Below are 13639 nucleotides of genomic sequence, written 5' to 3'. Positions count from 1 at the left end.
GTGTTAATTTAATGCAAACTAATGATTATTTTTTTGTAGGGCGGATCACAGGACAGATTTATGACAGGCAGTGATATATTTTGTTAGTGCTTTGAAAAATATAAATATATTTACTCAGTTTTAGAAAGGGTACTTTTCATGTGATAGCTCCCACTAGAGTGAATTGTGGTAATATTTAAGCTCCTGCCAAAAAATCAAAAGGCTAATTAAGATGGAAAAGTTAGCATCTCTGTACCAAGAACATATTAAAACCTTACAAAAGCGTGTCCGCGAAATCTTGGCTCGAACTCAGCTTGATGCCCTGCTTATTCATTCAGGTGAATCATTGCGGGTTTTTCTTGATGACAGCCATTACCCATTTAAGGTCAATGCCCACTTTAAGGCTTGGGTGCCTGTGACCAAAGTGCCGAATTGCTGGTTGTGGGTTGATGGTGTCAATAAACCCAAACTCTGGTTTTATTCACCGGTAGATTATTGGCATAGCGTGGAACCCCTGCCCAACGGCTACTGGACTGACGAAATAGACCTGTTTCATTTGGCAAACGCTGAAGATATCAGTACCAAACTAAATGGATTATCAAAACAGAACACCGCTTATATTGGTGAACAAACTGAGCGTGCCAAATCTTTAGGCATTCTTGATCACCATATCAACCCCAAAACCGTCTTGGACTATTTAGATTACCAGCGTTCCTATAAAACAGATTACCAATTGGCGTGTATGCGTGAGGCGCAGAAAACGGCCGTCAATGGTCATCAGGCCGCCTATGATGCCTTTTTGTCTGGTGTGAGCGAATTCGAAATCAATATGTTTTATTTGATGGCAACCGGGCACCGCGATACCGATGTTCCCTATGATAATATTATCGCCTTAAATGAAAATGGCGCGGTTTTGCATTACAACAAATTACAACAAAGGGTTCCGGCTGAAATTCGCAGTTTCTTAATTGATGCCGGCGCGGAATATCATGGCTATGCTGCGGATATCACCAGAACCTATGCCGCAAAACCGAATAATGATTTCGCTTCACTGATAAAGGATCTGAATGAAGAGCAACAAGCGCTCATCGGCACAATTAAAACGGGAAGTCGATATACCGACTACCATATTAATATGCATCACCGTATAGCCAAGATACTGAAAAAACATGATATTCTTCATGGTATCAGTGAAGAGGGCATGGTTGAGAAAGGATTGACAACCCCCTTTTTCCCACATGGACTCGGTCATCCTCTGGGTTTGCAGGTACATGATGTGGCTGGATTTATGCAGGATGACAGAGGAACTCACTTGGCGGCTCCGGAAAAGCATCCTTATTTGCGTTGTACCCGTATCTTGGAGCCAAGAATGGTTTTGACCATTGAGCCTGGGATCTATTTCATTGAAACTTTATTGGCGCAGTGGCGTGAAAGCGAATATCGCCAACATTTTGATTGGAAAAAAATCGATATGTTGAAACATTATGGCGGGATTCGTATCGAAGATAACATCGTTATTCACGATGGAAAAATTGAAAATATGACCAGAGACTTACAATTATCCTGATGAAGCCTTATTTGATCCCTGCGGATTCAGTCAGCTTTACTGAAGAAATAAAAAAGAGTCGTTTCATTACCCTGCTGGAACACACCAGCGGGGTGGATGAGGCTAAGTTATTTATCCAAAGCATCAAGGAACAATATTCTGATGCCCGGCATCATTGCTGGGCTTTTGTGGCAGGCGCGCCGGATGATTCCCAACAGTTGGGGTTTTCTGATGATGGTGAACCTACCGGAACTGCCGGTAAGCCTATGATTGCCCAGTTAATAGGAAGTGGCTTGGGCGAAATTACCGCGGTATCCGTTCGCTATTTTGGCGGCATAAAACTGGGTACGGGGGGATTGGTAAAAGCCTATGGCAATGGTGTGCAGCAAGCGCTGAAATTGTTGCAGACCGAATACAAAGTGCCACAGAAATTGTATCAGTTACAGTGTGAGTACTCGCATATTTCAATGGTAGAACAGTTGCTACACCAATTCTCAGGGCAAGTGATCGCCAGTGATTATGCTGAAAATGTCATGCTGCAAGTCTCGCTACCCGCTACCCTTGTCGGGGAGATAGGTGATAAATTACGGGATTTGAGCCGTGGTGCGCTGTTTTTAACACCAAAATCATAATTATTTCGTCATATCGGATTCTTAAGGAACCAGCCGAATGCATTTTCGCGCCATAACCCGTATTGTTGGGCTACTTGTTATTCTTTTCTCTGTCACAATGATTATTCCGGGCTTGGTGGCATTGATTTATCGCGATGGCGCAGGCAGGGCATTCAGCCAGACATTTATCTTTGCTCTCGTCATTGGCTTAATCTTGTGGGTGCCTAATCGGGAACAAAAAGCTGATCTTAAACCGAAAGAGGGTTTTTTGATTGTCGTCCTATTTTGGACGGTGTTGGGAAGCGTGGGGGCATTGCCATTTATTTTCTCTGAAAAACCTAACCTTTCAATCACAGATGCCTTTTTTGAATCATTTTCCGGCTTGACGACAACCGGGGCGACAACGCTTGTTGGCCTTGATTCCCTGCCCAAGGCGATTCTGTTCTACCGACAAATGTTGCAATGGTTGGGGGGCATGGGGATCATTGTGCTGGCTGTGGCGATCTTGCCGCTGCTTGGCGTTGGGGGAATGCAGCTTTATCGGGCAGAAATGCCAGGGCCATTGAAAGACAATAAAATGCGCCCCCGTATCGCAGAAACGGCCAAAACACTCTGGCTGATTTATGTCTTGCTGACCATCGCCTGTGCGCTGGCACTTTGGGGCGCGGGGATGTCGGTATTCGATGCGATTTCCCATAGCTTCTCTACCATCGCGATTGGTGGGTTTTCCACTCATGATGCCAGTATCGGTTTTTTCAATAGTCCGGTTATCAACACGATTATTGCCATTTTTTTATTAATTTCAGGCTGTAATTTCGGTCTGCATTTTGCGGTGCTGTCTGGACGAAGTTTGAAAGTTTATTGGCGTGATCCAGAATTTCGTATGTTCATCACTATTCAGTTGGCACTATTGGCAATCTGTATGCTGATACTCTGGCAACATTCCGTTTATGAATCAGAATGGGAAGCATTGAATCACGCTTTTTTTCAGGTTGTCTCTATGGCGACAACGGCTGGGTTTACTACGGACACTTTCGCCCATTGGCCACTGTTTTTACCTTTCCTGCTGTTATGTTCTGCATTTATTGGGGGATGTGCGGGTTCGACGGGCGGCGGTCTCAAAGTTATCCGTATCTTGTTGTTGTTCTTGCAAGGATCGCGTGAATTAAAGCGCTTAGTGCACCCGAACGCGGTGTACACCATTAAATTAGGACGGCGGGCATTGCCGGAGCGCATTATTGAAGCAGTATGGGGATTTTTTTCAGCTTACGCGCTAGTCTTCGTCATTAGTATGTTGTTACTGATCGCAACGGGTGTTGATGAGTTCTCTGCTTTTTCTGCCATCGCAGCAACATTAAATAACTTGGGACCAGGATTGGGTAGCGTTGCTGATAACTTTACGACGATGAATCCGATGGCTAAATGGATATTGGTTGTCACTATGTTATTTGGACGTTTGGAAGTGTTCACATTATTAGTCCTGTTTACCCCAACTTTTTGGCGCGAATAATGCGGGCATGGCATGGATAGTGATCCATTTTTATATGTGAAATTCTGTTTAATAAGGGCGTATCTATGAGCTATTTGTTGCTCTATTCTACTCAGGATGGGCAGACTAAAAAAATTGTTACCCGTATCGCCGAGAATCTCCGCCGTGCTGGTATTCAGTGTGATTTAAGAAATCTTTCGACAGTGAAGCAGGTCAACTTGCAGTCTTATCAAAAAGTCATGATAGGGGCATCAATACGTTATGGTCGTTTCAATTCCGTACTGCATCATTTTGTCATTCACCATCAAAAACTACTGAACCAAATGCCAACGGCCTTCTTTGGTGTCAATCTAACGGCGAGAAAGCCAGAAAAAAGAACACCAGAGACAAACGCTTATGTCCGTAAGTTTTTAATAAAAAGCCCGTGGCAACCTGATTTATGTGACGTCTTTGCCGGAGCGCTACGTTATCCACGTTATCGTTGGTTGGATCGCATCATGATTCAGTTCATTATGCGTATGACCGGAGGAGAAACAGATACAACAAAAGAAATCGAATACACCGATTGGGAACAGGTCGATCGTTTTTCTGAGGCGTTTTTGCAAATATCGTGTGATAAAGCGCCTTAAAAATCGTCTTTTCGCTGATTATTACCCCGTTTTGAGGAAAAAAACCACGAACGGAAAAAAAATCAAAAAAAACTATTGTCACTTCCGTAAAACTCCCTATAATGCGCCACCACTGACCGACGCCAAGCTGAGAACAGCCGCTGAGGGAAGCGGAAAGAAAGCGAAAATAAACGCTTGACTCCGGAGGCAAAAAGCGTAAGATACGCAGCCTCGCAACCCGGAACAAACGCCCGGTTGCCAACGCTCTTTAACAAATTAATCAGACAATCTGTGTGGGCACTCGCAAGACACTATCCAACGCCGAAAGGCGGAAAATATTAAAGTCTTGAAGAGTGACTAAGCAGTTAATTCATTACGAACTAACAGTGAAATTCTTTGAGCATCAAACACTTTGAATTGAAGAGTTTGATCATGGCTCAGATTGAACGCTGGCGGCAGGCCTAACACATGCAAGTCGGACGGTAACAGGAAACAGCTTGCTGTTTTGCTGACGAGTGGCGGACGGGTGAGTAATGTCTGGGGATCTGCCCGATGGAGGGGGATAACCACTGGAAACGGTGGCTAATACCGCATGAACTCTGTGGAGCAAGGTGGGGGACCTTCGGGCCTCACGCCATCGGATGAACCCAGATGGGATTAGCTAGTAGGCGGGGTAATGGCCCACCTAGGCGACGATCCCTAGCTGGTCTGAGAGGATGACCAGCCGCACTGGGACTGAGACACGGCCCACACTCCTACGGGAGGCAGCAGTGGGGAATATTGCACAATGGGCGCAAGCCTGATGCAGCCATGCCGCGTGTATGAAGAAGGCCTTCGGGTTGTAAAGTACTTTCAGCGGGGAGGAAGGCGTAGGCTTTAATACAGCTTACGATTGACGTTACCCGCAGAAGAAGCACCGGCTAACTCCGTGCCAGCAGCCGCGGTAATACGGAGGGTGCAAGCGTTAATCGGAATTACTGGGCGTAAAGCGCACGCAGGCGGTCAATTAAGTTGGATGTGAAATCCCCGGGCTTAACCTGGGAACGGCATCCAAGACTGGTTGGCTAGAGTCTCGTAGAGGGGGGTAGAATTCCACGTGTAGCGGTGAAATGCGTAGAGATGTGGAGGAATACCGGTGGCGAAGGCGGCCCCCTGGACGAAGACTGACGCTCAGGTGCGAAAGCGTGGGGAGCAAACAGGATTAGATACCCTGGTAGTCCACGCTGTAAACGATGTCGATTTGGAGGTTGTGCCCTTGAGGCGTGGCTTCCGGAGCTAACGCGTTAAATCGACCGCCTGGGGAGTACGGTCGCAAGATTAAAACTCAAATGAATTGACGGGGGCCCGCACAAGCGGTGGAGCATGTGGTTTAATTCGATGCAACGCGAAGAACCTTACCTACTCTTGACATCCACGGAATCTGGCAGAGATGCCGGAGTGCCTTCGGGAACCGTGAGACAGGTGCTGCATGGCTGTCGTCAGCTCGTGTTGTGAAATGTTGGGTTAAGTCCCGCAACGAGCGCAACCCTTATCCTTTGTTGCCAGCACTTCGGGTGGGAACTCAAGGGAGACTGCCGGTGATAAACCGGAGGAAGGTGGGGATGACGTCAAGTCATCATGGCCCTTACGAGTAGGGCTACACACGTGCTACAATGGCGGATACAAAGAGAAGCGACCCCGCGAGGGCAAGCGGAACTCATAAAGTCTGTCGTAGTCCGGATTGGAGTCTGCAACTCGACTCCATGAAGTCGGAATCGCTAGTAATCGCAGATCAGAATGCTGCGGTGAATACGTTCCCGGGCCTTGTACACACCGCCCGTCACACCATGGGAGTGGGTGGCAAAAGAAGTCGGTAGCTTAACCTTTTTGGAGGGCGCTGACCACTTTGTGATTCATGACTGGGGTGAAGTCGTAACAAGGTAACCGTAGGGGAACCTGCGGTTGGATCACCTCCTTAACCTGAGATGGTGAAATGTGAGTGTTCACACAGATTGTCTGATAAAAGAAGAGACGGTATCGGTATAGGCTTGTAGCTCAGGTGGTTAGAGCGCACCCCTGATAAGGGTGAGGTCGGTGGTTCAAGTCCACTCAGGCCTACCAAATCTTACTTATCCCGCGTTATAAACAAACTCGCTTATTTCAATAAGATTCGCTTGTTTATGCCTTGGCTAATCAAGATTGCGGCGTATATGATACGGAATATGGGGCTATAACTCAACTGGGAGAGCGCCTGCCTTGCACGCAGGAGGTCAGCGGTTCGATCCCGCTTAGCTCCACCATGACTCTTCAATGAAAACATTTTTCAGAACACAGGGAAAACCGTGTGTTGTGAAAAATTTGCTCTTTAACAATCTGGAACAAGCTGAAAATTTGAAACAATCAGTGACTTTAATGGGTCATTGATGAGTCTCTCAACACACTCCGACCTGAAGACACCTTCGGGTTGTGAGGTTAAGCGACTAAGCGTACACGGTGGATGCCTAGGCAGTCAGAGGCGATGAAGGACGTGCTAATCTGCGAAAAGCGCCGGTGAGCTGATATGAAGCGCTATCAGCCGGCGATGTCCGAATGGGGAAACCCAGTGTGATTTGTCACACTATTATTCACTGAATCCATAGGTGAATGAGGCGAACCGGGGGAACTGAAACATCTCAGTACCCCGAGGAAAAGAAATCAACCGAGATTCCCCCAGTAGCGGCGAGCGAACGGGGAGCAGCCCAGAACCAACAACGGCTTGTGTGTCAGTGGAAGCGTCTGGAAAGGCGCACAGTAAAGGGTGACAGTCCCGTACACAAAGATGCACCAGCCGGGAGTTCGATGAGTAGGGCGGGACACGTGGTATCCTGTCTGAACATGGGGGGACCATCCTCCAAGGCTAAATACTCCTGACTGACCGATAGTGAACCAGTACCGTGAGGGAAAGGCGAAAAGAACCCCGGCGAGGGGAGTGAAAGAGAACCTGAAACCGTGTACGTACAAGCAGTGGGAGCACCCTTTAGGGTGTGACTGCGTACCTTTTGTATAATGGGTCAGCGACTTATATTCTGTAGCAAGGTTAACCGCATAGGGGAGCCGCAGGGAAACCGAGTCTTAACTGGGCGTTAAGTTGCAGGGTATAGACCCGAAACCCGGTGATCTAGCCATGGGCAGGTTGAAGGTTGGGTAACACTAACTGGAGGACCGAACCGGCTAATGTTGAAAAATTAGCGGATGACTTGTGGCTGGGGGTGAAAGGCCAATCAAACCGGGAGATAGCTGGTTCTCCCCGAAAGCTATTTAGGTAGCGCCTCGTGAACTCATCTTCGGGGGTAGAGCACTGTTTCGGCTAGGGGGCCATCCCGGCTTACCAACCCGATGCAAACTGCGAATACCGAAGAATGTTATCACGGGAGACACACGGCGGGTGCTAACGTCCGTCGTGAAGAGGGAAACAACCCAGACCGCCAGCTAAGGTCCCGAAGTCATGGTTAAGTGGGAAACGAAGTGGGAAGGCTCAGACAGCCAGGATGTTGGCTTAGAAGCAGCCATCATTTAAAGAAAGCGTAATAGCTCACTGGTCGAGTCGGCCTGCGCGGAAGATGTAACGGGGCTAAACCATGCACCGAAGCTGCGGCAGCGACACGTTTGTGTTGTTGGGTAGGGGAGCGTTCTGTAAGCCGTTGAAGGTTGGTCGTGAGGCTGGCTGGAGGTATCAGAAGTGCGAATGCTGACATAAGTAACGATAAAGCGGGTGAAAAACCCGCTCGCCGGAAGACCAAGGGTTCCTGTCCAACGTTAATCGGGGCAGGGTGAGTCGACCCCTAAGGCGAGGCTGAAAAGCGTAGTCGATGGGAAACAGGTGAATATTCCTGTACTCGGTGTTACTGCGAAGGGGGGACGGAGAAGGCTAGGCCGGCCGGGCGACGGTTTGTCCCGGTTGAAGCGTGTAGGTGGGATGATTTGGCAAATCCGGTCATCTGTATAACACTGAGGCGTGATAACGAGCCACCACGGTGGCGAAGCGGTTGATGCCCTGCTTCCAGGAAAAGCCTCTAAGCATCAGGTAACATTGAATCGTACCCCAAACCGACACAGGTGGTCAGGTAGAGAATACTCAGGCGCTTGAGAGAACTCGGGTGAAGGAACTAGGCAAAATGGTGCCGTAACTTCGGGAGAAGGCACGCCGGCACTAGGTGAAGTGACTTGCTCACGGAGCCGAAGCCGGCCGCAGATACCAGCTGGCTGCAACTGTTTAATAAAAACACAGCACTGTGCAAACACGAAAGTGGACGTATACGGTGTGACGCCTGCCCGGTGCTGGAAGGTTAATTGATGGGGTTAGCGGTAACGCGACGCTCTTGATCGAAGCCCCAGTAAACGGCGGCCGTAACTATAACGGTCCTAAGGTAGCGAAATTCCTTGTCGGGTAAGTTCCGACCTGCACGAATGGCGTAATGATGGCCAGGCTGTCTCCACCCGAGACTCAGTGAAATTGAACTCGCTGTGAAGATGCAGTGTACCCGCGGCAAGACGGAAAGACCCCGTGAACCTTTACTATAGCTTGACACTGAACCTTGAGCCTTGATGTGTAGGATAGGTGGGAGGCTGTGAAGTGCGGACGCCAGTCTGCACGGAGCCATCCTTGAAATACCACCCTTGAATGTTTGATGTTCTAACGTGGGCCCGTCATCCGGGCTGCGGACAGTGTCTGGCGGGTAGTTTGACTGGGGCGGTCTCCTCCCAAAGCGTAACGGAGGAGCACGAAGGTTGGCTAAGCATGGTCGGACATCATGCGGTTAGTGCAATGGCATAAGCCAGCTTGACAGCGAGCGTGACGGCGCGAGCAGGTGCGAAATCAGGTCATAGTGATCCGGTGGTTCTGAATGGAAGGGCCATCGCTCAACGGATAAAAGGTACTCCGGGGATAACAGGCTGATACCGCCCAAGAGTTCATATCGACGGCGGTGTTTGGCACCTCGATGTCGGCTCATCACATCCTGGGGCTGAAGTAGGTCCCAAGGGTACGGCTGTTCGCCGTTTAAAGTGGTACGCGAGCTGGGTTTAGAACGTCGTGAGACAGTTCGGTCCCTATCTGCCGTGGGCGCTGGAAGATTGAAAGGGGCTGCTCCTAGTACGAGAGGACCGGAGTGGACGCACCACTGGTGTTCGGGTTGTCATGCCAATGGCACTGCCCGGTAGCTAAGTGCGGAAGAGATAACCGCTGAAAGCATCTAAGCGGGAAACTTGCCTTGAGATGAGTCTTCCCTTGTCCCTTGAGGGCACTAAAGGAACGTTCGAGACGAGGACGTGGATAGGCCGGGTGTGTAAGCGTCGCGAGACGTTGAGCTAACCGGTACTAATGACCCGTGCGGCTTAACCTGACAACACCGAAGGTGTTTTGGGGTGATTTTGAGAAAAAGACGAAAAGTTTCAGATGAAAGAATGTCACAGCTTGTTCGGGATTGAAAACAGGATTTGTCTGGCGGCAATAGCGCGGTGGTCCCACCTGACCCCATGCCGAACTCAGCAGTGAAACACCGTTGCGCCGATGGTAGTGTGGGGCCTCCCCATGCGAGAGTAGGGCACTGCCAGACATTCAATTAAGTGCTTGTTGCCGGCACAAAAGGCAGCAAGGGTAAAAAATTCGGTGGTGCGGTAGTTCAGTTGGTTAGAATACCGGCCTGTCACGCCGGGGGTCGCGGGTTCGAGTCCCGTCCGCACCGCCACCGTATTTAGATAACCCCTGAGAGATCTCTCAGGGGTTTTTCTATTTATTATCCAATCTATAACTCATTGCTTATTCTTATCATCTATTTTAAATTCGTTTATCTCTTTGATTTTTGGCAGATAACGAATCTAAAACTTTCATTTAGCCTATAATGGGACTTATCTACGTTGTAATAACAAATTTTATAAATTAATTCATTGTATGAAAAAGACTTTTAATTAATCAGATCGTTATATCTCTTCATCAGTTGAAAAGGAGGTCTTGGTTATTAGGGGATCTATATATTGCATCGCGGGAGGATTTATTTCTTAAAAATGATATTTATTGATACTTATCAAAATATATTAATGTTATTTTTAGCATTAAATAAACCTCTCTACTCATTCTAAAGTTTAATGAATAATTATTTTGCCAATATATTATGTTGTTAATCTATTGTTATACAATGATGCTGTTTTTTTAAGCGTTAGAGATTGAAATCATTTATCAAGATGTCATATTAGTAGAGGTAACAATGTTGAGGTAAGTAGGGGGAAAACTTGATCAGGAGCAGTTACTTAATAAAAAGCTGGGTGAAAAAAGATCACGCTCAAAAAAATTATGCCATGAGATATGTCGCTGGGCAGCCTGTGGAACGCATTTTTCCTACTTCTCAGCAATTACTTGAGGATGCGTTGTTACCTCATGGAGAACCGCTTCTTGCCAACGATCGAAAGCTTTCTGTTGCCATCTGGAATATCTACAAACAGCAGCGTCCGTCATGGCAAAATGTTTTGGCTTCTTTAATTGAGGAGAGTGATCTTGTTTTACTGCAAGAGGCACAAACGACCCCGGCTTTATTGAAATTTATTACAACCAGCGGGTTGATCGCGGATCAGGTTCCTGCATTTGCTATTCCCCAACATCCATCAGGCGTGATGACATTGGCATCGTCCTCACCGGTTTATTGTTGCCCGCTTCGTGAGAAAGAGCCGATATTCAGGCTCGCTAAATCATCATTAATTACGATTTATCCATTACCCGATGAACGTCAGTTGATGGTAATAAACGTGCACGCCATTAACTTTAGCCTAGGTGTCGATGGCTATAACCGGCAATTAAATAATATTGGCATCCATATCAGTTTACATAATGGCCCGGTTATTTTTGCCGGCGATTTTAATGCCTGGAGTCGGCAGAGGTTAAGAATATTGGAGCGCTTTGCACGCCGTATGCAATTGAGAGAAGTGCATTTTAATGATGATCATAGAACGATTGTTTTTGGCAAACCGCTGGATTTTGTGTTTTATCGTGAGTTAAACGTTTCGCGTGCAACCGTTGTCATGACCGGTGCTTCTGATCATAACCCTCTGATAGTGAATTTCTCTTTGTAACGTAACGATAACTGAGAGCAAATAAAAAAGCGTCGGAGATGGCCGACGCTTTTTAAAACAGGATTGATTAGCTTACTGATTGAAGGAGCGTTTTGTTGACAGTTGCTTCTTCACGCCGAAGAAATAGGCTAGTGTTAGCACAACAACCCAACCTATACCAACATATAGCGCATCTCTTGTTTGTTCAAAATAGCCCAACAAAGCGATAACACTGACCATAAAGATGATCGTAATGGCAGGGGCAATGGGCCACATTGGAATGGGGAATTTCAACGTCTTGACTTCTTCCGCACTCATTTGGCGGCGCATGGCAACATGTGAGACTAAAATCATCAACCAAACCCATACGGTTGCAAATGTAGCAACAGAAGCGATAAGAATGAAAATCTCTTTAGGAATGAGATAATTGAGAACCACGCCGAATAACAGAACCGTCGTCATGACAAGAACCGTCATCCATGGCACACCATTACGAGTCAGTTTCTTGAATGATTTGGGCGCTTGTCTTTCCTGAGCCATACCATACATCATCCTGCCTGCGCCAAATATATCGCTATTGATAGCAGAAATAGCTGCGGTAATCACAACCACATTCAGAATGTTCGCGGCTGAATTAATCCCTAAATGGGAGAAAATCTGGACGAATGGGCTTCCATCCTGACCAATTTGATTCCACGGATAGATGCTCATCAGGATACACAGCGTCAAAACATAAAAGATTAAGATGCGAAATGGAACAGCATTAATGGCTTTAGGGATCGTTTTTTCTGGATTTTTCGCTTCACTGGCCGTGATACCAATGACTTCAATGCCACCAAAGGCGAACATAACAATGGCGAGTGAAGCGATGACGCCACTGATACCATTTGGCATAAAGCCGCCATGTTCCCATAAATTGGACAAGCCAGTTGCATGTTCTGTTGTTTGCCCGAACCCGTATAGCATAATGGCAAGGCCACAGACAATCATGGCAATGATGGCCGTGACTTTAATGATCGAAAGCCAAAATTCCATTTCACCAAAGATCTTGACGTGACACAGATTCAAGGCACCAATAAAGCAGACAATCCCCAGCACCCAAATCCACTGATCAACATGTGGGAACCAGAGCTTCATATATGTGCCGAAGGCGGTAATATCAGCCAGACAAACAAACAGCATTTCAAGAACATAGATCCAGCCAGTTAAAAAACCGGCCAAAGGCCCCAAATAATGGCTGGCATATTGTGAAAAAGAACCAGAAACAGGATGATGGACGGCCATTTCGCCAAGTGCTCTCATCACGATAAATACGGCGGCACCGCCGATTAAATAGGCCAGCAATACAGCGGGGCCAGCTTGCTGTATCGCTGCTGCCGAGCCATAAAACAGCCCCGTGCCTATTGCAGAGCCTAAAGCCATGAAGCGAATATGCCGCACGCTTAGACCCTGTTTAAGCTGATTTTCATTATTTTGCATTCGTTATTCCCATCTATCCTTTCATGCCTGAGAGTATGTTAGGCATACGATGCCCTGTCTGGCGCGAGTTGCCAGCAAAAGCAACCTCGTACAATACCATAAAGATGGATGTTCGCGGGATAGATATCTGTAATAATAACGGGCAGTTTATTAATGCCAGAGTTTTTTTATGATTTACCCAATAAATGAAATCTTCCAAACGTTACAGGGAGAAGGCGTGTTTACCGGCGTACCTGCGGTTTTCATCCGATTACAAGGATGCCCGGTAGGATGTAGCTGGTGCGATACCAAACACACGTGGGAAAAAGAGGCTGATAAACAGCAGCCGATGGAAAATATCTTACTGAAATCACAAGACAGTGATCGGTGGGGAGTGGCGAATGCAAGGCAACTACTCAGTATATTCACTCGTCAAGGCTACAGCGCGAAACATATTGTCATTACTGGTGGAGAGCCGTGCCTGTATGACCTGCGCCCTTTGACTGAAACACTGGAAAGTGCGGGTTATCAATGTCAGATAGAGACAAGCGGCACACACGTGATCCAGTGTTCTGACAACACTTGGGTGACGGTTTCTCCGAAAGTGAAAATGCGTGGCGGATATCAGGTCTTGCCTGAAGCGATGAAACGCGCCAATGAAATCAAGCATCCGGTCGGGCGGCAGCGCGATATTGAAGCATTGGATGAATTATTGACGATGCTTGATGGCAACCCTGCTCCGGTGATTGCCTTACAGCCGATCAGTCAGAAAGAAGAGGCAACCCGCCTGTGCATTGAAACGTGTATTGCCCGTAATTGGCGTTTTTCGATGCAAACTCATAAGTATTTGAATATCGCCTGAATTTCATTCAGCACCAGCCTCTGGTGC

At 47.4% G+C, this 13639-nt stretch carries 7 protein-coding genes, 3 tRNA genes and 3 rRNA genes; 12 read left to right on the top strand and 1 reads right to left on the bottom strand.

What is annotated here, in order from left to right:
- Positions 1-211: 211 nt before the first annotated feature.
- The 11 genes from pepQ (at position 212) to XDD1_RS14660 (ending at position 11313) form a co-directional block, all read left to right on the top strand.
- Positions 212-1546 (top strand): Xaa-Pro dipeptidase, encoded by a 1335-nt coding sequence (gene pepQ / locus XDD1_RS14710; protein ID WP_045972329.1) that lies wholly within the window; start codon positions 212-214, stop codon positions 1544-1546.
- A complete protein-coding gene (locus XDD1_RS14705; RefSeq protein ID WP_045972327.1) occupies positions 1546-2157 on the top strand; it encodes an IMPACT family protein in 612 nt (203 codons plus the stop codon). Before pepQ ends, XDD1_RS14705 begins: the two co-directional genes overlap by 1 nt.
- A 37-nt stretch (positions 2158-2194) precedes the next feature.
- Positions 2195-3646, top strand: a complete 1452-nt coding sequence (trkH, locus tag XDD1_RS14700; protein ID WP_045972325.1) for a Trk system potassium transporter TrkH — start codon at positions 2195-2197, stop codon at positions 3644-3646.
- Between the two features lie 65 nt (positions 3647-3711).
- Positions 3712-4254 carry a menaquinone-dependent protoporphyrinogen IX dehydrogenase gene (gene hemG, locus XDD1_RS14695; RefSeq protein ID WP_045972323.1) on the top strand — a complete coding sequence of 181 codons (543 nt, stop codon included), beginning with the start codon at positions 3712-3714 and terminating at the stop codon, positions 4252-4254.
- A 393-nt stretch (positions 4255-4647) separates the two neighbouring features.
- Positions 4648-6190, top strand: a 16S ribosomal RNA gene (locus XDD1_RS14690).
- Between the two features lie 66 nt (positions 6191-6256).
- Positions 6257-6333: transfer RNA gene (locus XDD1_RS14685), tRNA-Ile, on the top strand.
- A gap of 103 nt (positions 6334-6436) precedes the next feature.
- Positions 6437-6512, top strand: a tRNA-Ala gene (locus XDD1_RS14680).
- Between the two features lie 170 nt (positions 6513-6682).
- Positions 6683-9593, top strand: a 23S ribosomal RNA gene (locus XDD1_RS14675).
- A gap of 97 nt (positions 9594-9690) precedes the next feature.
- A 5S ribosomal RNA gene (gene rrf / locus XDD1_RS14670) occupies positions 9691-9806 on the top strand.
- Together the 16S, 23S and 5S rRNA genes with 3 tRNA genes alongside form the textbook arrangement of a ribosomal RNA operon.
- A gap of 55 nt (positions 9807-9861) precedes the next feature.
- Positions 9862-9938, top strand: a tRNA-Asp gene (locus XDD1_RS14665).
- Between the two features lie 607 nt (positions 9939-10545).
- Entirely contained in the window at positions 10546-11313 is a 768-nt protein-coding gene (locus XDD1_RS14660) for an endonuclease/exonuclease/phosphatase family protein (protein WP_045973672.1), read from the top strand.
- A 72-nt stretch (positions 11314-11385) separates the two neighbouring features.
- Here XDD1_RS14660 and XDD1_RS14655 read toward each other — a convergent pair whose 3' ends face one another.
- Positions 11386-12771 (bottom strand): amino acid permease, encoded by a 1386-nt coding sequence (locus tag XDD1_RS14655; RefSeq protein WP_045972320.1) that lies wholly within the window; start codon positions 12769-12771, stop codon positions 11386-11388.
- A 169-nt stretch (positions 12772-12940) separates the two neighbouring features.
- Between XDD1_RS14655 and queE the strand changes: the two genes are divergently transcribed.
- Positions 12941-13612, top strand: coding sequence for a 7-carboxy-7-deazaguanine synthase QueE (gene queE, locus XDD1_RS14650; RefSeq protein WP_045972318.1), 672 nt, complete (start codon positions 12941-12943; stop codon positions 13610-13612).
- Positions 13613-13639: the final 27 nt, after the last annotated feature.

This window comes from Xenorhabdus doucetiae (genome assembly GCF_000968195.1).
Lineage (GTDB): Bacteria > Pseudomonadota > Gammaproteobacteria > Enterobacterales > Enterobacteriaceae > Xenorhabdus > Xenorhabdus doucetiae.
Note: the sequence above shows the minus strand (reverse complement) of the source record. Positions and strands in the feature narration are given on the sequence as shown.